The organism is Cupriavidus pauculus (assembly GCF_008693385.1).
Taxonomy (GTDB): domain Bacteria; phylum Pseudomonadota; class Gammaproteobacteria; order Burkholderiales; family Burkholderiaceae; genus Cupriavidus; species Cupriavidus pauculus_D.
The window spans coordinates 967,272-989,819 of record NZ_CP044065.1; the positions used below are offsets into that span (position 1 = coordinate 967,272).

The 22,548-nt window shown below is 66.5% G+C and carries 22 protein-coding genes and 1 tRNA gene; 6 read left to right on the plus strand and 17 right to left on the minus strand.

What is annotated here, in order from left to right; translation table 11 throughout:
- Positions 1–89 precede the first annotated feature (89 nt).
- Positions 90–908, plus strand: coding sequence for a hypothetical protein (locus tag FOB72_RS04475; protein ID WP_150371418.1), 819 nt, complete (start codon positions 90–92; stop codon positions 906–908).
- 120 nt (positions 909–1,028) lie between these two features.
- Here FOB72_RS04475 and FOB72_RS04480 read toward each other — a convergent pair whose 3' ends face one another.
- The 3 genes from FOB72_RS04480 to FOB72_RS04490 form a co-directional block, all read right to left on the minus strand.
- Positions 1,029–2,825: a DUF6538 domain-containing protein gene (locus FOB72_RS04480; RefSeq protein WP_150371419.1), complete on the minus strand. Its 1,797-nt coding sequence runs from the start codon at positions 2,823–2,825 to the stop codon at positions 1,029–1,031.
- 113 nt (positions 2,826–2,938) lie between these two features.
- A complete protein-coding gene (locus FOB72_RS04485) occupies positions 2,939–4,351 on the minus strand; it encodes an FAD-binding oxidoreductase (protein WP_150371420.1) in 1,413 nt (470 codons plus the stop codon).
- Between the two features lie 21 nt (positions 4,352–4,372).
- Positions 4,373–5,209 carry an IclR family transcriptional regulator gene (locus tag FOB72_RS04490; RefSeq protein WP_150371421.1) on the minus strand — a complete coding sequence of 279 codons (837 nt, stop codon included), beginning with the start codon at positions 5,207–5,209 and terminating at the stop codon, positions 4,373–4,375.
- Positions 5,210–5,406: 197 nt separating this feature from the next.
- Here FOB72_RS04490 and FOB72_RS04495 point away from each other — a divergent pair, with 197 nt between their 5' ends.
- From FOB72_RS04495 to FOB72_RS04515, 5 genes are all read left to right on the plus strand, one after another.
- Positions 5,407–6,132 (plus strand): (Fe-S)-binding protein, encoded by a 726-nt coding sequence (locus FOB72_RS04495; RefSeq protein WP_150371422.1) that lies wholly within the window; start codon positions 5,407–5,409, stop codon positions 6,130–6,132.
- A gap of 23 nt (positions 6,133–6,155) precedes the next feature.
- On the plus strand, positions 6,156–7,568 hold the full coding sequence (locus tag FOB72_RS04500; protein WP_150371423.1) for a LutB/LldF family L-lactate oxidation iron-sulfur protein: 1,413 nt from the start codon (positions 6,156–6,158) through the stop codon (positions 7,566–7,568).
- A complete protein-coding gene (locus FOB72_RS04505) occupies positions 7,565–7,831 on the plus strand; it encodes a hypothetical protein (RefSeq protein WP_150371424.1) in 267 nt (88 codons plus the stop codon). The genes FOB72_RS04500 and FOB72_RS04505 overlap by 4 nt, the downstream gene beginning before the upstream one ends.
- Before the next feature lie 138 nt (positions 7,832–7,969).
- Positions 7,970–9,004 carry a tripartite tricarboxylate transporter substrate binding protein gene (locus FOB72_RS04510; RefSeq protein ID WP_150371425.1) on the plus strand — a complete coding sequence of 345 codons (1,035 nt, stop codon included), beginning with the start codon at positions 7,970–7,972 and terminating at the stop codon, positions 9,002–9,004.
- Between the two features lie 49 nt (positions 9,005–9,053).
- Positions 9,054–10,559, plus strand: coding sequence for a M81 family metallopeptidase (locus FOB72_RS04515; protein ID WP_150371426.1), 1,506 nt, complete (start codon positions 9,054–9,056; stop codon positions 10,557–10,559).
- On the opposite strand, the gene FOB72_RS04520 is transcribed toward FOB72_RS04515, so the two are convergent.
- The 14 genes from FOB72_RS04520 to boxB all read right to left on the minus strand — a co-directional run bounded on the left by FOB72_RS04520 (position 10,560) and on the right by boxB (position 22,536).
- On the minus strand, positions 10,560–11,408 hold the full coding sequence (locus FOB72_RS04520; RefSeq protein WP_150371427.1) for an alpha/beta fold hydrolase: 849 nt from the start codon (positions 11,406–11,408) through the stop codon (positions 10,560–10,562).
- Positions 11,409–11,503: 95 nt separating this feature from the next.
- Positions 11,504–12,298 (minus strand): ABC transporter ATP-binding protein, encoded by a 795-nt coding sequence (locus FOB72_RS04525; RefSeq protein WP_150371428.1) that lies wholly within the window; start codon positions 12,296–12,298, stop codon positions 11,504–11,506.
- 1 nt (position 12,299) lies between these two features.
- Positions 12,300–13,196 (minus strand): ABC transporter permease, encoded by an 897-nt coding sequence (locus tag FOB72_RS04530; protein ID WP_150371429.1) that lies wholly within the window; start codon positions 13,194–13,196, stop codon positions 12,300–12,302.
- Between the two features lie 55 nt (positions 13,197–13,251).
- On the minus strand, positions 13,252–14,238 hold the full coding sequence (locus FOB72_RS04535; protein ID WP_150371430.1) for an ABC transporter substrate-binding protein: 987 nt from the start codon (positions 14,236–14,238) through the stop codon (positions 13,252–13,254).
- A 215-nt stretch (positions 14,239–14,453) separates the two neighbouring features.
- Positions 14,454–15,485, minus strand: a complete 1,032-nt coding sequence (locus FOB72_RS04540) for a quinone-dependent dihydroorotate dehydrogenase (RefSeq protein ID WP_150371431.1) — start codon at positions 15,483–15,485, stop codon at positions 14,454–14,456.
- Positions 15,486–15,524: 39 nt separating this feature from the next.
- A complete protein-coding gene (locus FOB72_RS04545) occupies positions 15,525–16,310 on the minus strand; it encodes an arginyltransferase (protein WP_150371432.1) in 786 nt (261 codons plus the stop codon).
- A 68-nt stretch (positions 16,311–16,378) separates the two neighbouring features.
- Complete coding sequence (gene aat / locus FOB72_RS04550) at positions 16,379–17,128, minus strand: leucyl/phenylalanyl-tRNA--protein transferase (protein ID WP_150371433.1); 750 nt, start codon at positions 17,126–17,128, stop codon at positions 16,379–16,381.
- Positions 17,129–17,149: 21 nt separating this feature from the next.
- On the minus strand, positions 17,150–17,746 hold the full coding sequence (locus tag FOB72_RS04555) for an NUDIX hydrolase (RefSeq protein WP_150371434.1): 597 nt from the start codon (positions 17,744–17,746) through the stop codon (positions 17,150–17,152).
- Between the two features lie 123 nt (positions 17,747–17,869).
- Positions 17,870–18,328, minus strand: a complete 459-nt coding sequence (locus FOB72_RS04560; protein ID WP_150371435.1) for a hypothetical protein — start codon at positions 18,326–18,328, stop codon at positions 17,870–17,872.
- 225 nt (positions 18,329–18,553) lie between these two features.
- A tRNA-Met gene (locus tag FOB72_RS04565) sits at positions 18,554–18,630 on the minus strand.
- 57 nt (positions 18,631–18,687) lie between these two features.
- Entirely contained in the window at positions 18,688–19,425 is a 738-nt protein-coding gene (locus tag FOB72_RS04570; RefSeq protein ID WP_191002191.1) for an RES family NAD+ phosphorylase, read from the minus strand.
- On the minus strand, positions 19,385–19,774 hold the full coding sequence (locus tag FOB72_RS04575; RefSeq protein WP_150371436.1) for an antitoxin Xre/MbcA/ParS toxin-binding domain-containing protein: 390 nt from the start codon (positions 19,772–19,774) through the stop codon (positions 19,385–19,387). Before FOB72_RS04575 ends, FOB72_RS04570 begins: the two co-directional genes overlap by 41 nt.
- Before the next feature lie 109 nt (positions 19,775–19,883).
- On the minus strand, positions 19,884–21,101 hold the full coding sequence (boxA, locus tag FOB72_RS04580) for a benzoyl-CoA 2,3-epoxidase subunit BoxA (RefSeq protein ID WP_150371437.1): 1,218 nt from the start codon (positions 21,099–21,101) through the stop codon (positions 19,884–19,886).
- A gap of 10 nt (positions 21,102–21,111) precedes the next feature.
- On the minus strand, positions 21,112–22,536 hold the full coding sequence (gene boxB / locus FOB72_RS04585; protein WP_150371438.1) for a benzoyl-CoA 2,3-epoxidase subunit BoxB: 1,425 nt from the start codon (positions 22,534–22,536) through the stop codon (positions 21,112–21,114).
- Positions 22,537–22,548 lie beyond the last annotated feature (12 nt).

Here is a 22,548-nt window from a genome sequence, read left to right on the forward strand (position 1 = left end):
TAAAGGCGGAAGCTTGTGATGCGCAACTGGCACATGGCATCAAACGTCGGCTGGGGAGACCTTTGAATCAGTGAGGTGTGGAGCAAACGGTGATCACTCGTGTAAAAAGAATCCTGCTAGGAACTCAACGTTTGTTTATTGGGCTCGCGTGCGTAGTGGTTTTACTGCTTGGGATATTCCTGCTGTTCATCGATCGTGTTGCGGCAGGGACAGCATGTCTTTCCGCCAGTGTTGTCCTATTTTTCCTCACGAACATCGAGATGTTCGAGTCAATCAAAGGCCCGGGCGGGGTGGAAGCGAGACTGCGTGTACTTACGGAGCAGGTCACAGAGACGGCGCAGCTAGCCCAGAGGCTCAAGGGGCTTGTCGTCTCGATGGCGGAGCTTTCAGCCACTCTCCTGACTCGATCCGGCTATCTCGCCGATCCAGTCCCCCGCGATGAGTTGCTGCGTAGGATGCGTGAGATGGAAGCGCAATTGACTACTGCTGGTATCACTCAGCCTGAAATGCAGAGAACAATGGCTGATTGGCACAACGGTGTAGTCGGCCAACTTCTGTCGAATGCCTATCGGGCCGTCAATGACTGTATCAAGCAGAGGCAGCAATGGATGGACGTCCAATGGTCCGGCCTGAAGACGCCCATTGATCAGTCCGACCCGCAGTATCTGAAGCTGCTGATGCTGCGCGAGCGGGACGCAAGAGGTCACGAGGACTTTCGAAAGGCATACGAGAATGGTGACCATCACGCGCGAGTCGCGCTAATTAAACGCGTGGTGAGCTATCTGAACGCCGATGACTTGGGCAGGGACACCTTAGACTCGGCCCGAGTCGATGAATCATTGAAACACGCCGAGTATTACTTGGCGCATCGGGCCTTTCTTAGCGAGGCTTACTGGATGAGTCAGTAGACGTGACGAGGGTCGCCATGTGAAAAGAGCCAGCACACTGCGGCAAGTGCCCCCGGGGTGCAGGGGAAGCTGCAAGCCGTGCCGACACATCAGGTGACGCGGATTTTTCTGGTTTTTTTCTTAGCCGTTCCCCTTCGTAGCGCCCGAAAAGGGTAGGCGGTCCAGTGCTTCTTTAACCGTCGCCAACGGCAATGTGCCCGTGTAGACCGTCCGACCGGCACTGCCTTTCGCCGAGTGCCCCGTGATCTGATCGGCCACAGCATCCGTAACATGTTGTGCCGCCAGCTCCGTCCGAATCCAATGGCGGAACCTGTGTGCCCCGTTGGGTGCCCCGTCCGGGAGGCCCACTGCATCGCGGAAGGCCCGGAACCATCGGTTGGCGACATCGCCGGGGAGGGTGCCCTTGCCGCAAAAGGTGAGCAATGCAGGGCCTTTGGTCAGGCGGGCACCATCGAGCCAGGTCGCGAACCACGCGTCGGTGACTAAATGCTCCGCCAGCGGGACCACGCGTTCGGAGGCGTCGGTCTTTACAGTGCCCGCTTCGGCGGTGATGCGGATCGCTTCCACTCCATTCCTGACGATAAAGTCCTCGCCCCGCAATTGCGCGATCTCGCCTATGCGTGCGCCCGTGTGCGCAAGCAGTAGTAGTAGCACCCGGCCATCCTGCGGCGCCGCGTTACGCCACGTTGGGAAGTCATGCGGAATCGTGTCGGCGAATAGGTCGCTTCCGAAGATCGCGTTGAGGTCTTCTGCATGCCACGGCTCGCGTTTCTTGCTCCCTGCCGATTTGTCCATCGTCAGGTCGAGCGGGTTGCTGTCAATGAGGTCCTCGCGCACCGCAATTGTCATCAACGCGCCTATAGCTGACGCATGGTTGTGCGCCGTCTTTGCGGCGAAGCCCCGGGCCTTGGAGTCTTTGAGGAAACGCAAGAAGGCTGCCCCGTGCGATTTCTCCAATGAGCGGAGGGGGATAGCGCCGACCGCTTGTTCAAAGAGTGCCAAGGCTCTCGCCGTGCGCTGGATCGCGTTGTCTGTCGGTGTGCTGTGCTGCTGCCAAAGCGGTACGACATCTCGCAGTGTCTTCGCCGAAGGCGCCTGCGATACCGCAGCAGGAGCGATGTTGTCCGGCGCAGCGATGGGCTCTGGCGTTTCAACGACTTCGCCGGAGTCTCGCTCGCTAACGGATTGCCACGCCTTTACTAGCGCCCGCATGATCTTCTGAAGCGCCGCTCGTGCGCGGGGGCTACCCCAGTCCACACGAATCGTTAGCGCGGCACAGGCGGCCTCTGCGCCCCTCTTGGCCGAATCTAAGCGACCGACCGCCATATCGGCCTTCAGCCCCCGTAGGATTGCCGAGTGGATTGCGGTGATGTCTTCGTGCTGCCTGGTGGAAAGATAGTCCCCAAGGTCCTGCCATGCAGGTCTCGTGACCGAGCTATCGGATAAGTAGGCAATCCCGCGTCCGACCATTCCCTTCATGAGCGAGGGGTTGGTCCGGAGCAGGTCGTCCAAGGCGAGCACGTCGCGCTCGATCCTGCCGCCGATATACGCGACAAGATCGTCCGTAATGGGAGTCAGGGGCGCTGGCTTTGCATTAGCCCGCAGGTCATCGAACTGCCGACGATAGTCGGCGATGATCTCGTGGGCTTTCGTGGCGGCCTCGTTGCGATCCGAAGTACGCAAGCTCGCCCGATAGGCATCAACGGCGTCAGACCCGTCTGCACGACGCGGCCATAGATGCCTGACGTCGTCGGGTACACCAATGCGGAGGTGGTAAGTCGAACCCCGGCGGTGGACGCCGGTTGGCAGTGATACTGGCATGTGTGAATCGCGCTCGATTGACACAGCGGATTGCCTCGACTCGGAAATGAAATCGCCCGGATCGCCATGACTGCCCTTGGTTTCAAGGACTGCCATAGCTTTCCGGGCGATGAAATCTGGTCGGGGCGAGAGGATTCGAACCTCCGGTATCGACACAGGAGGGCTACTATAACTCAGCGCGAGCGGTGGCTAGCACCCTTTCTCCCGGATCAGAGCAGCTTGCCGGGGTTCATGATGCCGGCGGGATCGAAGACACGCTTGATCTCGCGCATCAGGCGCAGTTCCAGCGGGTCCTTCGTATGCAGGAACGCATGGCGCTTCAGCTGGCCGATGCCGTGCTCCGCGCTGATGCTGCCGCCGTAGCGCACCACCTCGTCGAGCACTTCGTCGGTGAAGGCTTCGCCATCCTGCGCGGCCCATTCGCGCGGCGCGCCGGCCGGGCGGGAGAGGTTGTAGTGCAGATTGCCGTCGCCGAAATGGCCGAAGATAAAGGGCCGGATATCCGCGCTGCGCGCGCGCAGGCGTGCTTCCATCGATACCATGAACGCGGGGATATGTTCGATCGGCAGCGAGATATCGTGCTTGAGGTGCGGACCGTCCGCGCGCTGCGCTTCCGAGATTTCCTCGCGCAGCTTCCACAGCGCATGCAGTTGCGCGAGGGAGGCCGATACCACGGCGTCGAGGCAGAGTTCGCGCTCCAGCGCATCGCCGATGACCTGCTCGAGCAGCGCGTTGAGCGCGGCCTCGTCGGTGCTGTCGGCGAGCTCCATCAGCACATACGACGGATACCGTTGCGCGAACGGTTCCTGCACGCCCTCGGCATGCGCGAGCACGAGGTCCAGGCACGCGCTCGTAAAGAACTCGTAGGCCTGCACGCGCGCGCCGCAGCGCTCGAACAGCAGCTCGAACAACTCCAGCGCCTGCTTCGGCGATTCCACCGCGGCGAGCACCACGCAGCGCGTATCGGTGCGCGGGAACAGCCGCAGCGACGCGGCCGTGATCACGCCGAGCGTGCCTTCCGCGCCGATCAGCAACTGCTTGAGGTCGTAGCCCGTGTTGTCCTTGCGCAGCGTGCGCAGGCCATTGAACACCTCGCCATTGGGCAGCACCGCTTCCACGCCGAGCACGAGCTCGCGCGTCATGCCATAGCGGACGACGTTCACGCCACCGGCATTCGTCGACAGGTTGCCGCCGATCTGGCAGGAGTCCTCGGCCGCGAGCGACAGCGGCAGCAGACGGTTCGCTTCCGCGGCGGTGCGGCGCAGGTTGCCGAGAATGCAGCCCGCTTCGGCGACCATCGTGTTGGCAATCGTGTCGAGCGAGCGCACGGCGTTCATGCGGTCGAGGCTCAGCACCACGTTGACGGGCTGCGCATCGGGCGTGGCGCCACCGCACAGGCCCGTATTGCCGCCGCGCGGCACCACGGGTACGCCGGCCTGCTGGCACAGCGCGAGCGCGCGCGACACGTCATCGACGGTACGCGGCCGCACCACGGCCTGCGCGTGTCCACGATAGATGCCGCGCCAGTCGGCGAGCCACGGGGCGATATCGTCAGGGGCGGTGAAAACCGTATCGGGGCCGAGCGCTTCCGTCAGCCGGGCGGGAAAATCGGAACTGGACATGAGAAGGTGTGCGTTCGGTGGCTATGCGGCCGCGCCGTGCGAGCCGTGATGCGACAACTGGCTGCCGTGGCCCGCGGCCGTGGCATCGGTCGCGTAGCCCATGCCGCGCGAGATCTGCAGCGCGGTGTCCTTGAGGTTCTGCAGCCAGCTGTCCTGCAGCCGGTCCGCCGGCGCCGACAGCGACAGGCCCGCGACGAGGCGCCGCGAATCGTCGTAGATGCCCGCGGCGATGCAACGCACGCCGAGTTCGAGCTCCTCGTTGTCGCGCGCATAACCGTTCGTGCGAACCCAGTTGAGCTCGCGCTCGAGCTTGGTCAGATCGGTAATGGATGTGCGCGTGTGGCCGGCGAGCCCCGTGCGCGTGGCATAGCTGCGCACGCGCACCGCCTCGTCCGCGGCCAGAAACAGCTTGCCGACCGACGTCAGGTGCAGCGGCGCGCGGCCGCCGATCGCGCGCACGACCTGCATGCCCGAGCGCTCGCTATACGCACGCTCGATATAGACGATCTCGTCGCCCTGCCGCACGGACAGGTTCACGGTCTGCCCCGTGACGCGGTGCAGCGCGCGCATGGGCGCCAGCGCCGCATCGCGCACCGAAAGGCGCGCCTTGACGAGGTTGCCGAGCTCGAGCAACCGCATGCCCAGGCGATAGCTGCCCGGATCGGACCGGTCCACGAAACGGCACGCGACCATGTCGTTGAGAATGCGGTGCGCGGTCGAGGGATGCAGGCCGGTCGCCAGCGACAACTCCTTCAGGCTGACCGGATCGGCATGCTGGGCGAGGGCATCGAGCAGCGTCATCATGCGTTCGATGACCTGGATCGATGTCTTGCCCGGCGACTTCTCTGTTTCTGCCATGAGTGAAATGTTGCCCTGCGGCAATTTTTTAAGCGGTTGCCTGATTCTATCTCGCATCGTGAAAATTTCAATAGGTGAAATGTCGGTGCAGTGTGTACAGATGAGCAGGATTGGGCCTCGGGCTGAATAAGTTGAGCCGCGCGGCGCCGGGCGCGCGGCATAATTGCGGGGTTTCGGGTCTGGATAAAAGGAAAACGATGCGAGTCGGGCTGTTTGCCACCTGCCTGGTGGACCTCATGCGGCCGGAGATTGGGTTCTCCGTGCTCAAGCTGCTGGAAAACGCCGGCTACGACGTCATGGTGCCGGAGGCGCAGACGTGCTGCGGCCAGCCGGCCTACAACTCGGGCGAGCGGGCGGTCTCGCGCGATCTGGCCGAGAAATTCCTGCGCGAGTTCGAGATGTTCGACTACGTCGTGGTCCCGTCGGGCTCGTGCGGCGGCATGATCCGCCATCACTATCACGACCTGCTGCGCGACGATCCCGAACTGCATGGCCGCTACGAGCGGCTGCGCGAACGCGTGTTCGAGCTGACCGACTTCCTCGTCAATGTGGCAAAGGTGCAGACGCTCGATTCGGGCTTCACGGGACACGTGACCTATCACGACTCGTGCTCGGGCCTGCGCGAGCTCGGCGTCAAGCAGCAGCCGCGCGCGCTGCTGGGCCAGTTGCCCGGCGTGACGCTGACCGAAATGAACAACTGCGAGGCATGCTGCGGGTTTGGCGGCACGTTCTCGGTCAAGTACGGCAACATCTCGACGGCGATCGTCGACGAGAAGTGTGCGAACATCAAGGCGAGCGGCGCCGACGCCGTGGTACTGGGCGACCTCGGCTGCATGCTCAATATCGAGGGCCGCCTGCGCCGGTCCGGCGACGACCGCACGCGCGTGCTCCATATCGCGCAGGTGCTGGCCGGCGACGCATAACGACATACGAGACGAGCCCCACGATGCAAGTCCACAGCATGGAATTCAAGGCGCGTGCCGGCCAGAAGCTGGCCGACCAGCGCCTGCAGCAGAACCTCAAGAAGCTTTCCACGAAATTCGTCTCCGCGCGCGCCGAGGCCATTCAGGCGATCGACTTCGACGCCACGCGCGCCGCGCTGAAGGAGCGCCGCAATCGCGCGCTGGAGAACCTCGACGTCTGGCTCACGACCTTCGAGGAAGCCGCGACGAAGCGCGGCGCCACCGTGCTCTACGCGGAAACCACGGCCGACGCGGCGAAGCTCGTGGCCGATATCGCGCTGAAGCATGGCGTGAAGAAGGTCATCAAGTCGAAGTCGATGGTGACCGAGGAAATGCGGCTGAACCAGGTGCTCGGCGAGATGGGCGTGCAGAGCATCGAGACCGATCTGGGCGAATACATCCTGCAGATCAACGACTCGGAGCCGCCGTCGCACATCATTGCGCCCGTGATCCACAAGGACAAGGACGAAGTGGCGGACCTGTTCGCGCGCGTCCACAACAAGCCGCGCCTGACCGACGTGTCGGAGATGACCCGCGAGGCGCGCGGCGTGCTGCGTCCCGAGTTCCTGTCCGCGGACATGGGCGTGACGGGCGGCAACTTCGTGATCGCGGAGACCGGCTCGGTGGCCGTGGTGACCAACGAGGGCAACGAGGGCATGTGCACGATCATGCCGCGCGTGCACGTGGCGGTGACCGGTATCGAGAAGGTCCTGCCGACGCTCGAGGATCTGGCCACCGTCATGCGGCTGCTGCCGCGTTCGGCCACGGGACAGGCCATCTCGAACTATTTCTCGCTGCTGACGGGGCCGCGCGCCGACGGCGAGAAGGATGGGCCCGACCATATGTACTTCGTGCTCGTCGATGGCGGCCGCAGCGGGCTGATCGGCGGCGAGTTCCAGGAGATGCTGCGGTGCATCCGCTGCGGCGCCTGCATGAACCATTGCCCCGTGTACCAGAAGATCGGCGGGCACGCGTACGGCTGGGTCTATCCGGGCCCGATGGGCAGCGTGCTCACGCCCAGCTATGTGGGGCTGGCCAATGCGATCGATCTGCCGCAGGCGGCCACGCTGTGCGGCGAATGCAATCGCGTGTGTCCGGCGTCGATTCCGCTCTCCGACCTGCTGCGCAAGCTGCGCGAGAAACAGATGGAGCGCGGCCTGCGGCCATGGCAGGAACGGTTTGCCTTGCAGGCGTGGGGGTATGTGGCCAGGCGTCCCGCGCTGTATGCGTTTGCCACGCGGATCGGCGCGCGCTTCCTGTCGCGGCTCGGCGGCCGCAGCGGGCTGATCGCCAGCCTGCCGATGGCGGGCAAGGGGTGGACCGAGACGCGCGATATGCCCGCGCCGAGCGGGCGTACGTTCCGGGAGCTGTACAAGGAGAGGAGGGCGCGCGCATGAGCGTCAATACCGAAACCCTCGCGACGATGCGCGCGGCGCTCGACCGTCATCTGCGGGGCGATCTGCCGGTGACGGGACTGATCACCGCATGGCGCGGCGCCGCGCCGGCGCTGGCGCTGCCGCCCGTGTTCGGGCAGGCCATGGAAGAGCTGCTGCGCCGTCTGGAGATGTCCGCCGCGTTCGCGCAGGACAGCTGCTCGTTCTCGAGCACGGCGATCACCGACCAGCTGACGCGCTGGCTCGACAAGGCCGGTACGGTCTGAGGGGGGGCGTCGTTGCCTGCCAGGCAACGATGTCCTCCACATCTTGCTGTTGCTCGAACGCATTCTCACGCCAACAATCCGTAACACACGACGCCCCATCCCATATCGCGCGGGCGCGGAAGAACGGAGAGGAAGAGGATGCGCCATACCCCCAATATCATCGCCCGCGGCCTGTCCACCGCGGCCCGCCTGCTCGGCCTGACTGCGCTCGGCCTGACTGCGCTCGGCGTCCTGCCGATACTGGCGCACGCGGCCGAGACGTTTCCGAACAAGCCCATCTCGATGCTCGTGGCCTTCCCGCCCGGCGGCCCCGCCGACGTCGTGGCCCGCGCGATGCAGCCCGCGATGGCGAAGGTGCTGGGCCAGCCCGTGGTCATCGAGAACCTGCCCGGCGCCGGTGGCGCGCTCGCGATGCAGCGGCTGCTGAGCCGGCCCGCCGACGGCTACACGCTGATCATGGGCTCGCCGAACGAGGCCATCCTCACGCCGCTCGCGCTGGCCAGCGCGAAGTACAAGTCCGAAGACCTCGCGCTCGTCGCACCCGTGTCGAACCACCCGCTCGTGGTCATGACGCGCAACGACCTGCCCTACACCTCGCTCGAACAGATCATCGCGGCCGGCAAGGCGCCCGGCGCGCAGAGCCTGACGTTCGGCAATCCCGGCTATGGCACGATGTACCACATCGTCGCCGAATACATGGCCAAAGCGACCGGTGCGAAGGTGCTGCAGGTCCCGTACAAGGGCGCCACGCCGATGCTGGCCGACCTCACCGGCCATCAGATCGACATGACGATCCTGCCGAATATCGGCGCCTCCACGCAGTTGCTGGAGACGCGCAAGATCAAGGCGGTGGCCGTGCTCGACAGCCAGCGCATGCGCAACCTCCCCGACGTCCCGGCCATCGGCGAAACGCAGGTGGCGAAGAAATCCGAGTTCGTCTACGCGATCTGGATCGGCGTGATGGCGCGCGCTGGCATGCCCGCGGACCGCGCGCGCGTCCTGCTGGACGCATCGCAGCAGGCATTGCGCTCGCCCGAACTGATCAAGGCGCTCGAGCTCTCCGGCGTGCAGCCGCTGCCGCCGCAGACGCTCGAGACCTCGGCAAGGTTCTACGCCGACGAGACCGCGAAATTCCGCAAGATGGCGCGCTCGGTCGAGCTCGTCCCGCAGTAATCAACTCCAGCAAGCCGACCCCAGCAAGCGCAAGAAGCAAGGAGACCCCATGAACATCCTCGTCGCAGGCTTCCAGCACGAAACCAATACGTTCGCACCGACCATGGCGAGCTACGAAAGCTTTGTCCGCGGCGAGGACTTTCCGGCGATGGTGCGGGGCGAGGCGGTCTACGGCCTGCTCGACGTCAATGTGCCCGTCAGCGGATTCATTCACCACGTGCGCGCGCATGGCCACACGGTCACGCCCGTGATCTGGGCGGGGGCGGGGGCCTCGGCCCACGTCACGACCGATGCGTACGAGCGCATCGCGGGAGAGATCGTCGAGGCCGCGAAGCAAGGCAAGGCAGCCGGCAGCTACGATGCGATCTACCTCGACCTGCATGGCGCCATGGTCGCGCAGCACCTCGACGATGGCGAAGGCGAACTGCTCGCGCGCCTGCGCGACGTGGTCGGCGCCGACATGCGCATCGTGGTCTCGCTCGACCTGCACGCCAACGTGACCGAGCGCATGCTGTCGCTGGCCGACGGCCTCGTCGCGTATCGCACGTATCCGCACGTCGATATGGCCGAGACGGGCCGGCGCGCGGCCGAGATGCTGCTGGAGATCGGCCGCCACGGCAAGCGCCCCGTCTGCGTGGCGCGCCGCGTGCCGTTCCTGATTCCCGTCAACAGCATGTCCACGATGATGCAGCCGACGCAGGGCGTCTATGCGCTGCTCGAACTGCTCGAAGACACCGCGCCGGCCGATCTGCTGTCGCTGTCGTTCGCGCCGGGCTTTCCGGCCGCGGACTTTCCGGAATGCGGGCCCGTGGTCTGGGGGCACGGCTTCGAACGCGGCAGCGTGGAGCGCGCGGTCGATGCGCTGGTCGCGCGCATCTGCGAGCCCGAGTCGCAATGGGCCGTGCAGTTCGAAGCGCCCGACGCGGCCGTGCGGCATGCGATGACCGTGGCGCGGACCGCGACGCGTCCCGTGATCCTGGCCGATACGCAGGACAACCCCGGCGTGGGCGGCGACGGCAACACGATGGGCATGCTGCGCGCGTTGCTGGCGGCCGGCGCGGACGAGGCGGCCATCGGCATCGTCTGCGATCCCGCGGCCGCGGCGGCCGCGCACCGTGCCGGTGTCGGCGCCAAGATCGAGATCGCGCTTGGCGGCTGTCCGCAGGTGGCCGGCGACGCGCCGCTGCGCGCGACGTTCGAGGTGGAAGCGCTGTCCGATGGCAGGTTCACCTATGGCGGCCCGATGATGCACGGCAAGGCGGCCGACATGGGACCGATGGCGCGGCTGCGCATCGACGGCGTGCTGGTGGCCGTGAGTTCGGCCAAGGCGCAATTGCTCGACCGCAACATGTACCGCGTGGTCGGGATCGAACCTGAGCAGATGAAGATTCTCGTCAACAAGAGTTCGGTGCATTTCCGCGCGGATTTCGCGCCGATTGCCGAAGAGATCCTCGTGGTTCGCGCGCCGGGACCGTTTATCGCGGACCCCGCCGAGCTGCCATGGCGCCGGCTGCAGCCGGGCATGCGCCTGAGCCCGAACGGGCCTGCGTTCTGATCAATGCGCCGTGTCCTGCGTCATGTCGCGCAGGAATCGCGCGAGCACGGGATCGAACTGGGCGGGGGCTTCGCGGAACGGTGCGTGGCCCACGTGGGGGAGCCGCAGGCAGCGGCCCTCCCACAGGTTCGCGTAGGCCAGGCTGTCGATGTAGTCGAGGTTGAGAAAGCGGTCGTTCGCCCCGTTGACGATGGCTAGCGGCACGGGCAGCGATTCCACGAGCGCACGCTGATCGACGCCCGCTCCCGCGCGGGCGGCCTCGAACATCGTCTTGCGCGCGATGCCATCGGTGCGCGCGATCGCCGCGCGCAGTTCGGGCGTGAAATGCTCGCCGAAGATTGCATGGCCGAACGTCTCGATGTCTTCCGCCGAGAGCACCTGCTGGCTGGCGAGCCGCATATGCGGGGCCGGCAGGAACCCGACCGACAGGTCGCGGCCCACGGGCGGCGTGCCGCAGATCAGCATGCCGCGCACGCCGCGGAAGTGCGCGGCGATCTCGAGCGCGATATGGCCGCCGAGCGACCAGCCGACCAGAATCACGTCGTCGATGCAGAGCCTTGCCAGCAGTTCGATCGCCGCATCGGCAAAACCGGAGCGCGTGTACGTGCGGATGGGGTCGATCGCGTTCGACGATTCGCCGTGGCCGGGCAGGTCGAAGGCGATCAGGCGGTGCGAGGCGGCCAGCGGGCCTTCCATCTGGTGGCGGAACACGGCGCGGCACGACGAGTTGCCGTGGATCAGCAGGACCGGCGGCGTACGTGACGTATGCGAATGATGGGCGCCGGCGCGACCCGAATCTTCGACCGCGATCTGTCCGTGGGAGGTTTGCAGCAGGTATTGGCGTGGCATGGCGGCATCGGCGCGAGACGGCGGGTGCCAACCATGCTAGCCACAGCGCCGCGGCCCGATTTTCACCGGGCCACGGATGTTGCCTAACTGCGTGCTCAACCGAGAAGCAGGGCGTCGTCGTCGAGCTGCTCGTGGCGCGTCTGCTCGAACATCTTGAGCAGGTCCGGCACGTCGAGGCCCTTGCGCTGGTCGCCCGAGACATCGAGCACGACCTGCCCCTGATGCAGCATGACCGTGCGCTGGCCGTAGTCGAGCGCCTGGCGCATGCTGTGCGTGACCATCATCGTCGTGAGCTTGCTCTCCTCGACGATGCGCGCGGTCAGTTCCAGCACGAAAGCGGCCGTCTTCGGATCCAGCGCGGCGGTATGCTCGTCCAGCAGCAGGATGCGCGACGGCTGCAGCGAGGCCATCAGCAGGCTCACGGCCTGGCGCTGGCCGCCCGAGAGCAGGCCGATACGGTCCGTCAGGCGGTTCTCCAGCCCGAGGTTCAGCAGGCGTAGCTTGTCGCGGAACAGCTCGCGCGACGCCTTGTTCAGCGCGCCGCCAAAGCCGCGGCGCGTGCCGCGCGCCATGGCCAGCGCCATGTTCTCCTCGATCGTCAGCGCCTCGCAGGTGCCCGCCATCGGGTCCTGGAACACGCGCGCGACCAGATGCGCGCGGTCCCATGCGGGCTGCTTCGTGACGTCGGTCTCGTCGATCATGATGCGGCCCGTATCGACCATCTGGTCGCCGCTGATCGCGTTGAGGAACGTGGACTTGCCGGCGCCGTTGGAGCCGATCACCGCGACGAACTGGCCGCTCGGGATATCGAGGCTCAGGCCGCGCAGCGCGCGCGTCTCGATCGGCGTGCCGGGATTGAAGGTGAGCTTGAGGTCGGTTGCGCGAAGCATGTCAGGCACCTCCGTTCTTGCGCGCGAACAGCTTCTTGCGCGTGGCGGGCAGCACCAGCGCCAGCGTGACCAGCGCGGCCGTGACGAGGTTCAGATCCTGCGCCTTGAGGCCGATGAAGTCGCTGTTGAGCGCCAGCGCAATGAAGAAGCGATAGAGGATCGCGCCGAGCACCACGGCCAGCGTCACCCACACGAGCCGGCGTGCCGGCAGGATGGTCTCGCCGATGATCACGGCGGCCAGCCCGATGACGATCGTGCCGATACCCATCGAGATATCGGCGCCGCCCTGCGTCTGCGCGAACAGCGCGCCGGCCAGCGCGACCAGCGCGTTGGAGAGCGCCATGCCGGCCAGCGTGGCGCGGCCCGTGGCAATGCCCTGCGCGCGCGCCATGCGCGGATTGGCGCCCGTGGCGCGCATCGCGAGGCCCAGCTGCGAGGCGAAGAACCAGTCGAGCGCGAGCTTGGCCACCACCACCACGACGAACAGCAGGGCGGGGCGCAGCACATAGTCGGGCAGCCATTCGGGCTGCAGGACCGTGAACAGCGTGGGCTCGGTGATCAGCGGCACATTGGGGCGGCCCATGATGCGCAGGTTGATCGAATACAGCGCGATCATCATCAGGATACTGGCGAGCAGGTCCATGATCTTGAGGCGCACGTTGAGCCAGCCCGTGATGAAGCCCGCCACGGCGCCCGCGGCGATGGCCACCAGCGTGGCGAGAAACGGATCGTACCCGGCCGAGATCAGCGTGGCCGCGACGGCGCCGCCGAGCGGAAAGCTGCCATCGACGGTCAGATCGGGAAAGTTGAGGATGCGGAAGGAGATCAGCACCCCGAGGGCGACGAGACTGAAGATCAGGCCGATCTCCAGGGCGCCCAGCAGAGAGAAGAGGGACATGGGGAATCCTGTGCCGGGACGCGCGGGCGTCCCGGCTGGCAAGGCTGACTGGGGCTTACTTGATGACGGTCTTGGCTTCCTTGACCAGTTCCGGCGACAGCGTGACGCCTTGCTTCTCGGCTGCGCCCGTGTTCACGAACAGCTCGAGGTTGTCCGAGGTCTGCGAGGCGATCGCGCCGGGCTTCTCGCCCTTGAGGATGCGCACCACGATCTTGCCGGTCTGGTGGCCGAGGTCGCCGTAGTTGATGCCCAGGGCCGCGACGGCGCCGCGCTTCACGCTGTCCGTATCGGCGGCGACGAGCGGAATCTTCGATTCGTTCGCGACCTTGACCAGCGCTTCATACGCCGAGACCACATTGTTGTCGGTGTTCGTGTAGATGACGTCCACCTTGCCGGCGAGGCTCTTCGCGGCCGGGCCGATATCGACGGTGCGCGGCGCGGCGGCTTCCTTCAGCGTCAGGCCCTGCTTGGCCAGGATTTCCTTGAGCGCCTTGACCACGACCACCGAGTTGGCTTCACCGGGGTTGTAGACCATGCCGACGGTCTTCGCCTTGGGCACCACGCGCAGGATCAGCGCCACCTGCTTGTCCAGCGGCAGCTGGTCCGAGACGCCGGTCACGTTGGTGCCGCTCGGGCCCCATGCCTTGACCAGCTGGGCGGCCACGGGATCGGTCACGCCCGAGTACACCACGGGCACCGTCTTCGTGGCGGCGACCACGGCCTGCGCCGACGGCGTGGCGATGGCGACGATGGCGTTCGGCTGGTCGCCGACGAACTTGCGCGCGATCTGCGCGGCCGTGCCGGTGTTGCCCTGCGCGCTCTGGTATTCCCACTTCAGGTTCTTGTCGGCGTCATAGCCGGCGCTCTTCAGCTCGGCGCGCACGCCGTCGCGGATCGCGTCCAGCGCGGGGTGGTCGACGATCGACAGCACCTTGACGGTCTGGGCGTGCACGGCGCCGCCGGTCAGCAGGGCGAGCGCGGTGGCCGCGCCGAGGGCGGTACGCAGGAAATTCGAATGGGCAGATGCCTTGAGACGCAGCATGTAGTTGTTCTCCGCCGAAGGTTGGGAATGGGTTCTCAGGAAGCCCGAGAGGATACCATTTTCGGCGGCGGAGAGGCCCGCTTTTAGTGCGGCGGTGCGGCATATCGTGCCGCAATTGGCTGCGGCACGCGATGCAACGCGCATTTAATTGCGCGGAAATGCCGTTTTTGGTGCGATTCGGCACTCCGGGCCGTGGCCCGGGTCGGCTCGGGCGGTCAGCGCAGTGCGTTCGCGCAATCGCGCACCAACAGGGGGCCACGGTAGATCAGGCCGCTGTACACCTGTACGAGTTTTGCGCCGGCGTCGATCTTCGCGCGCGCATCGGCGCCGCTGAAGATGCCGCCCACGCCGATGATCGGCACCGCGTCCCCGACGACCGCGCGCAGCGCGCGCACGACGCGCGTGGAGGCTTCGAACACGGGCCGCCCCGAGAGGCCGCCGGCCTCCTCGGCATGCGGCAGGCCCTTGACCGCGTCGCGGGAGATCGTCGTGTTGGTCGCGATCACGCCGTCGATGCCGTGGCGCACGAGGGCATCGCCGATATTGCGCACCTGATCGTCGTCGAGATCGGGCGCGATCTTCAGCGCGAGGGGCACGTAGCGCTTGTGCTGGTCGGCCAGGCGCTGCTGTGCCTCGCGGAGCGTGGACAGCAGGCCGTCCAGTTCGCTCGCGCCCTGCAGCTGGCGCAGGTTCTTCGTGTTCGGCGAGGAGATATTGACGGTGACGTAGCTCGCGTGCGGATACACGCGTTCCAGGCAGTACAGGTAGTCGTCCACCGCGCGCTCGATCGGCGTGTCCGCGTTCTTGCCGATATTGAGCCCGAGCACGCCGCCTTCCGCCTTCCATCGCGAGGCCTGCACGTTGGCGACGAATGCATCGACGCCGCCGTTGTTGAAGCCCATGCGGTTGATCAGCGCGTCGGCCTGCGGCAGGCGGAACATGCGCGGGCGCGGATTGCCCGGCTGCGCGCGCGGCGTGACCGTGCCCACCTCGATAAACCCGAAGCCGAGCGCGGCCAGGCCGTCGATATAGGCGCCGTCCTTGTCGAGCCCCGCGGCGAGGCCGACCGGATTCGGAAACTTCACGCCCATCACGGTGCGCGGGTTGTCGGCGATGCGGTTGCCGATGCAGCCGCCCAGCCCGGCGCGCTTGGCGCGCAGCAGGTTGTTCAGCGTGAAATGGTGGGCATCTTCCGCGTCCATCGAGAAAAGGGCGGGGCGGAACAGGGGATAGAGCGCGTTGAGCACGGGGCGAAAGACGCGGCGGGCGCCGCAAGGGAGTTCAGGTCAGGGCGGCATTGTACCGGGTGCGGCGGGGCCGTCCGGTACGGGGGGCTCGAAGGCCTGCCACTGGTTGCCGGTGAGCACCTGCAGCGGACGGAAGCGCGACTTGTAGGCCATCTTGCGGCTGTCCGCGATCCAGTAGCCGAGGTAGAGATGCGGCAGGCCGAGCTCGCGGGTCTGGTTGATCTGCCAGAGGATGTTGTACGTGCCGTAGCTCGCGCCGACGTCGAGTGGATCGTAGAACGTGTAGACCGAGGATAAGCCATCGTCGAGCACGTCGATCATGCTGACCATGCGCAGGCGTCCGGCCTCGGGCGAGTCGGGCGGCTCCCGGAATTCCACGAGCCGCGAATTCACGCGGCTCTGCAGCAGGAACTGCTCGTACTGGTCGCGGCTGTCCTGGTCCATGCCGCCGCCCGCGTGGCGCATCGACTGATACAGCAGATACAGCGCGTAGTGCTCTTCCATGTACGTCAGCGGCGCCACCAGCGCCTGCAGGTTCGCGTGCTGCTTCCACGCGCGGCGCTGGCTGCGGTCGGGGTGGAACTGGTCCACGAGCACGCGGCACGGGGTGCACGCGTGGCATTCGTCGCAATAGGGGCGATACGTGAAGATGCCGCTGCGCCGGAACCCGGCGCGGACGAGGCGCGAATAGACATCCGCGTTGATCAGGTGGGCGGGCGTGGCCACCTGCGAGCGGGCCATGCGGCCGTCGAGGTAGCTGCACGCATATGGCGCCGTCGCATAAAACTGCAGCGCGGAAAGCGGGAGTTCCTTCAGCTTGCTCATGGCAGTGGCGTCCAGGCGAATGATGTGCCTGAACGCAGTCTAACAGAGGCCACGGCAGTGTTGCGGCGTCAGTCCGCGCCGCTGTTGCGCCACGCCCAATGGGCGAGCACCGACTTGTCGAACCGCCAGTCCGGAATCTCGGGGAGGGCCGCCGCCGCCCGCACATGGGCAAGGAACGCCTCGCGCGCGATGGGGCTCGCGCCGAGCGAGGCGAGGTGCTCCGTTTCCTGCTGGCAGTCCACGAGCGCCACGCCGTGGCCGACGAGAAACGCGCACAGCGCCGCGAGCGCGATCTTGGACGCATCGGTGCGATGCGCGAACATCGACTCGCCGTAGAACATGCGCCCGAGCGCCACGCCGTACAGCCCGCCCACGCGCTTGCCCTCGTACCATGCCTCCACCGAATGCGCGAGGCCGTTGCGGTACAGCGCGCTGTAGGCCGCCACGATCTCGTCGGTGATCCATGTGCCGAACTGGCCGTCGCGCGGCGTCATCGCGCACGCGCGCATCACGGCGACGAAGTCCGCATCGACGCGGATCTCCCATGCGGGGTCGCGCAGCACGCGGCGCAGCGTCTTGCGCAGCGTTGACGAGACGCGTAGCGCCGCGGGTGCGAGCACCATGCGCGGATCGGTGCTCCACCAGAGCACCGGTTGTCCTTCGGAGTACCACGGGAAAATGCCCTGCCGGTAGGCCAGCAGCAGCCGCTGCGGCGACAGGTCGCGGCTGGCCGCGAGCAGGCCGGGCGCGTCGGATGCAGGGCCCAGCGCCCGCTCGACGGGCGGAAACGGGTCCTGCGGGTCCAGCCAGGTAATCATGGGTTCGTGCCCCGGCGCGTCTCAGAGGGTGAGGGTCGGGGTGACGGACGCGCGGCTCTCGAGCGGTCGCATGGGCTTGTCGATGTCGAGGGTGTGCAGGCGGAAGCTGCCGTCCGCGATGCGGCCGGCGGCGCGATCCGCGAAGAAGCTGCGCAGCGTGTGGATGACGGTGGGAAACGCGAGGTCGTCCCACGGCACCTCGTCCTCGGTCACGAGCTTCACCTCGAGGCTTTCCTCGCCGGGGGCGAAGTCGAGGTCCTCGAGCGTCGCGAGGTAGAACAGATGCACCTGATGCACGTGCGGCACGTTCAGCATCGAGAACAGTTCGCCCATCTGGACGCGCGCACCGGCTTCCTCGAGCGTTTCACGCATGGCGCCCTGCGCGGTGGTCTCGCCGATTTCCATGAAACCCGCGGGCAGTGTCCAGAAGCCATAGCGCGGCTCGATCGCGCGTTTGCAGATCAGGATCTTGTCTTCCCATACCGGGATGGTGCCGACCACGTTACGCGGATTCACGTAATGAATCGTGCCGCAGTTGTCGCAAACGCTGCGCGGTCGGTTGTCGCCATCGGGTACGCGCAAGACGACCGCGTGGCCGCAGTTCGAGCAGAATTTCATGAGGGGCGTCCGGAAGGAATGGCGCCAAGTGTATCACCGCGCCGCCGGCCGCCCCCATGGCGTTTCCACTGCCCTTGCTGTCGCCCTCGCTGTCTTCCGCCAGCCGCGTGGACCGGCGCCGCATCAGCGGCCGCTCGTGCCGGTGGTGCCGGGCGAACCCGGTACGGGCGCCGGTGACGCGGTGCCTGGCGCGGTGGTGCCGGTACCCGGCGTCGTGCTCGGACGGCCCATCGTCGAATCGGTACCGCTGCGCGGCATCGTCCGGTTGCTGTCGCGCGGCATGGTGCTGTCGCGGGCGCGGTCACGCGTGCTGCTGTTGGGGTTGGTGCCGCGCGCGCCCGAAGGGTTCGTGGCCGGCGTATCGCCGGGGCCCGTGGTGCCCGAGGCCGTGCCCGTGCTCGTGCCCGGCGCGCCGCCCATGCCGGTGCCCGTGCCGGCGCTACCGCCACCGCCGCCCGCGCCGCCGCCCCCACCACCGCCGCCGCCACCCTGTGCCCATGCCGCGCCGCTCGCGAGCATCGCGCAGGTCAACGCTGCGGTGATCCACTTAGCCGAAGTCTTTCGTTGGTTGGAAGTCGCCATGATCTCTGCTCCTCTGAGAAACGAGTGATGGAGTGAGGACTTCCGCAAGACGCGTTCCTGCCCGCGTTCCTGTCGCTTCTTGTGGGTCAGGGCGGGGATGCGGCACATATCGCGCCGACCATTGCATATTGCACGTGGCAGCGGTGCAGATATTGCAGGCAATAAAAAACCCGCTGCGCAGCAGCGGGTTTTCGAAATGCGATGACGGCGTGTTGGTAACCAGGTTGGTTGCGGGGGCAGGATTTGAACCTGCGACCTTCGGGTTATGAGCCCGACGAGCTGCCAGACTGCTCCACCCCGCGTCCGTCGAAGCTGAAATTATATGTCATCTAATTTTGCATTGCAACACTTATGCCGACTTACTTCCAGGGCGCCGCTTCGAACTCGAAGCTATCGCGTTGCTGCAGGTCGTCACGCTGCCAGATCACGCGGTCTCGCCGCACGGTAAGCATCCACGTGGTGGTCTCGCGCGGATGCGTGGTATCGAACGCGCGCGGTGTCAGCACCGCGGCGGCGCGGCCATGGAGCGGGTCGCGCACCGAGGTGTATCGAATGACGCCGACACCGGCTTCGCGCGCGATGCGCGCGAAGGCCTGGCAGGCCGAGTAGTCGGTCGGGTCCGTCCACTGCGCGGCGTCCTCAACGAATGGCGGCGCATCGAGTGCGATGCCCTGCGTACTCACGCTGACCTGGAACAGCGTCTGCGCGCGCGCATCGATGCGCGGCAGGTCGGGGCTGTCCATCAGGAAGCGCCAGCGCCAGTAACCGAGCTCCGCGCAGGCGGTGCGAACCTCGTCGGCGCCATAGAACACTCCGGCATCCTGTGCCGCGCGAAAGCGGGAGGCGCGGCGCGCGTCGGCGGAACCGGTGGGGTAGCGGAACGGCGTGAACATCAGATAGTGGAGCGCCTGCGCGTCGTGAGGCACGTGGGGCTTGCCCGCTTCCAGCACGCGTTCCAGCACGGCCTGCTCCTCGAGGCTATCGACGAGGGGCATCGTCGACACCACGTGCTGGGCTTCCACGGCCCGCCACAGCAGGAGCGCGCAGGGCTCGCGCTCAGATGCGACCGCGGGTGGCGTCCAGGTAGTGAACGACACGTACGAGACCTTCCGTGGTGCGGATGAGTTCGAGCGGCTTGCCGCCCAGCGCGAGATTGTCGTGGGTCAGCCAGAGCCGGGCCTGTTCGTCATGGCCGAGTATGGCGTCGAGCGAGCGGAACAGGCGCACGAACAGCACGCCGAATTCCCATTCCTTGCGGTGCGCGTCGAGGATATAGCCTCCCGAGGCCATCCGCGACACCGAGGCCGTGCTGATGCCCAGCACGCTGGCGATCACGGCCTGGCTGATGCCGAGAAAGGCGGCGGCGCGCATGACCGCCTTGGTCAACGTCGTGCCCGGGTCGGGGCTGCCGGCCGGGTTTGTCTCCGGAATCTGAATGGGCTGCATCGGGGCTCCTGACCTCCGCTCCTGACCGCTGTTCCTGGGATTACCTGTTTCTTGAGAAACATTATAGGCGGGCAGTTTCAGAAGGGAAGTCGACGCAGCGTGGGCATTCTCAGTAGGTTTCCAGATGGAGCCGTCCCTCGGCCCGCAGCGTGGTCTCGATGGCCGCCCAGTCCAGTCCGTGCGCGGCGCAGACGTCCGCGAACGCGGCCAGCACGCCGTCTTCCATGCCCCTGAGGCCGCAGATATAGACGTAGCCGTGCGGGTCGCCGAGGTGCGCGGCCACGCGCGCGGCCGCCTGGCGGATGGCGTCCTGCACATAGCGGCGCGGCACGGCGGGGTCGCGCGAGAACGCGAAGTGGATGTCGAGGAAGTCCTTCGGCAGCTTCAGCAGCGGGCCGAAGTAGGGCAGTTCCGCCTGGTTGCGCGCGCCGAAGAACAGCAGGCGGCGGCCGTCGAACCGGTCGCGCTGGCGGCGCATGCGCTCGGTCATCGCGCGCATGGGCGCGGAGCCGGTGCCCGTGCAGATCATCATCACGCTGGCCTCGCGATGGTTCGGCATCAGGAACGTGCTGCCGAACGGGCCCACTACCTGCACGGTGTCGCCCTTGGCGAGATCGCACAGGAAGTTCGAGGCCACGCCGCGCACGGGGCGGCCGTCGTGATCGCGATCGACGCGCTTGATGGTCAGCGCGAGGTTGTTGTAGCCGGGGCGCTCGCCGTCGCGCGGGCTCGCCACCGAGTACATGCGAACGTAGTGCGGCTTGCCCGCGGCATCGGTGCCGGGCGGGACGATGCCGATCGCCTGGCCTTCGAGCACCGGAAAGAACTGGTTGCCGAAGTCGAGCACCAGATGGTGGATGTCGCTCGACGCGCCGGCGTCGGTGAGACGGTAGTTGCCCGCGACGGTCGCCGTGACCGGCGCGCGGACGCCGTGCAGGTTCACGTGCGGCTGCGCGGCCGACCATGGCGCGCGGGGCGAGGTGTGGCGGCTGGTTTCGACGGCCTGCACGGGCGTGCCGGCGTCCGGGGCGCCGGTCGCGGCCCCGGCAGCCGCTTCCATGGACACCTCGCCGGGCAGTTCGTCCCATTCGAGCTGGGCATCGATCGGATATGCCTGCCCGCGCGGCACCGTACGCCAGTTGTCGATGGCGCCCGTGGGGCACGGCGACAGGCATGCGCCGCAGCCGTTGCAGACGTCGGCCCTGACCACATAGTTGCGCGCATCGTGCGTGATGGCGCCGATCGGGCACGTGTCCTCGCACGTGTTGCAGCGAATGCAGATCTCGGGATCGATCAGATGCTGCCGGATGATGTCGGACGCGCCCATGTCGGTGTCCCTAGTTGAAGCGGACATAGGCGAAGTCCATCGGTTGCCGGTTGATGCCGACGGCCGGTGGCGCGATCCAGCCGGCATAGCGGCCGGGTTCGGTCACACGTCCCATCAGCGATGCGACGAATGCGCGGTCCTCGTCCGTCGCGAGCCATTCGTGCTGGCGCGCGGCCCATTCGGCCTCGCCGACGATCGCGCCTTCGGGCGAGACGCGGACGTTCGACAGTGTGCCGATGCGTCGGTTGAACGCCTTGTGCGGCACGGTCAGGCGGAACGGAATGCCGGCCTTCTCGATGACCTTGTTCCAGCGCGCCACGCCGCCCATCGAGTCGCGGATATAGTCGTCGCGCAGCACCTCGTTGAGCGCGTTGAGCATCGGCACCTCGCGCTCGGTCAGACGGCCGTCCTGGACATCGAGGATGCGATAGACGTCCTGCTTGAGCACGTGGTCGTCGTCGCGCTTGCCTTCCTCGAAACGGCCCTTGAGGCCCGCGCTGTAGAACGTGGCGGCGTTCGACGACTGGTCCGCGCCGAACAGGTCGATCGTCACGCTGTAGTGGAAGTTCAGGTAACGCTGGATGGTCTGCAGGTCGATGACGCCGGCCGCGCGCACGTCGGCCGGGTCGTGGATATCGCGCTCGCGCATGACCTCGCACGTGCGCTGGATCGCGCGCGATACGCCGGACTCGCCCACGAACATATGATGCGCCTCCTCGGTGAGCATGAAGCGCGTGGTGCGCGCGAGCGGATCGAAGCCCGATTCCGCCAGCGCGCACAACTGGAACTTGCCGTCGCGATCGGTAAAGTACGTGAACATGAAGAACGCGAGCCAGTCGGGCGTGCGTTCGTTGAACGCGCCGAGAATGCGCGGATTGTCTTCGTCGCCCGAGCGGCGCCCGAGCAGTGCCTCGGCTTCCTCGCGGCCGTCGCGCCCGAAATAGCGATGCAGCAGATACACCATCGCCCACAGATGGCGGCCTTCCTCGACGTTCACCTGGAACAGGTTGCGCAGGTCGTAGAGCGACGGCGCGGTAAGGCCGAGGTGGCGCTGCTGTTCGACCGACGCGGGTTCGGTATCGCCCTGCGTGACGATGATGCGGCGCAGGTTGGCGCGATGCTCGCCCGGTACCTCCTGCCACGCGGCCTCGCCCTTGTGCTCGCCAAAATGAATGCGGCGCTCGGGATCGCCCGGCGGCACGAAGATCCCCCAGCGGTAGTCGGGCATCCTGACGTAGTCGAAGTGCGCCCAGCCGGAGGGATCGACGGAGGTCGCCGTGCGCAGGTAGACGTCGTGCGTGTGCGAGCCTTCGGGACCCATGTCGCGCCACCAGTCCAGGAAGGCCGGCTGCCAGTGTTCGAGCGCGCGTTGCAGCGCGCGGTCGTCGGACAGGTGGACGTTGTTCGGAATCTTCTGGCTGTAGTCGATGCTCACGTGCGGTCTCCC

Excerpts from the sequence above, each read along its gene's own strand:
- FOB72_RS04480 (WP_150371419.1), bottom strand. The coding sequence starts at position 2,825 with ATGGCAGTCCTTGAAACCAAGGGCAGTCATGGCGATCCGGGCGATTTC.
- FOB72_RS04485 (WP_150371420.1), bottom strand. The coding sequence starts at position 4,351 with ATGTCCAGTTCCGATTTTCCCGCCCGGCTGACGGAAGCGCTCGGCCCC.
- FOB72_RS04490 (WP_150371421.1), bottom strand. The coding sequence starts at position 5,209 with ATGGCAGAAACAGAGAAGTCGCCGGGCAAGACATCGATCCAGGTCATC.
- FOB72_RS04495 (WP_150371422.1), top strand. The coding sequence starts at position 5,407 with ATGCGAGTCGGGCTGTTTGCCACCTGCCTGGTGGACCTCATGCGGCCG.
- FOB72_RS04500 (WP_150371423.1), top strand. The coding sequence starts at position 6,156 with ATGCAAGTCCACAGCATGGAATTCAAGGCGCGTGCCGGCCAGAAGCTG.
- FOB72_RS04505 (WP_150371424.1), top strand. The coding sequence starts at position 7,565 with ATGAGCGTCAATACCGAAACCCTCGCGACGATGCGCGCGGCGCTCGAC.
- FOB72_RS04510 (WP_150371425.1), top strand. The coding sequence starts at position 7,970 with ATGCGCCATACCCCCAATATCATCGCCCGCGGCCTGTCCACCGCGGCC.
- FOB72_RS04515 (WP_150371426.1), top strand. The coding sequence starts at position 9,054 with ATGAACATCCTCGTCGCAGGCTTCCAGCACGAAACCAATACGTTCGCA.
- FOB72_RS04520 (WP_150371427.1), bottom strand. The coding sequence starts at position 11,408 with ATGCCACGCCAATACCTGCTGCAAACCTCCCACGGACAGATCGCGGTC.
- FOB72_RS04525 (WP_150371428.1), bottom strand. The coding sequence starts at position 12,298 with ATGCTTCGCGCAACCGACCTCAAGCTCACCTTCAATCCCGGCACGCCG.
- FOB72_RS04530 (WP_150371429.1), bottom strand. The coding sequence starts at position 13,196 with ATGTCCCTCTTCTCTCTGCTGGGCGCCCTGGAGATCGGCCTGATCTTC.
- FOB72_RS04535 (WP_150371430.1), bottom strand. The coding sequence starts at position 14,238 with ATGCTGCGTCTCAAGGCATCTGCCCATTCGAATTTCCTGCGTACCGCC.
- FOB72_RS04545 (WP_150371432.1), bottom strand. The coding sequence starts at position 16,310 with ATGAGCAAGCTGAAGGAACTCCCGCTTTCCGCGCTGCAGTTTTATGCG.
- aat (WP_150371433.1), bottom strand. The coding sequence starts at position 17,128 with ATGATTACCTGGCTGGACCCGCAGGACCCGTTTCCGCCCGTCGAGCGG.
- FOB72_RS04555 (WP_150371434.1), bottom strand. The coding sequence starts at position 17,746 with ATGAAATTCTGCTCGAACTGCGGCCACGCGGTCGTCTTGCGCGTACCC.
- FOB72_RS04560 (WP_150371435.1), bottom strand. The coding sequence starts at position 18,328 with ATGGCGACTTCCAACCAACGAAAGACTTCGGCTAAGTGGATCACCGCA.
- FOB72_RS04575 (WP_150371436.1), bottom strand. The coding sequence starts at position 19,774 with ATGCAGCCCATTCAGATTCCGGAGACAAACCCGGCCGGCAGCCCCGAC.
- boxA (WP_150371437.1), bottom strand. The coding sequence starts at position 21,101 with ATGGGCGCGTCCGACATCATCCGGCAGCATCTGATCGATCCCGAGATC.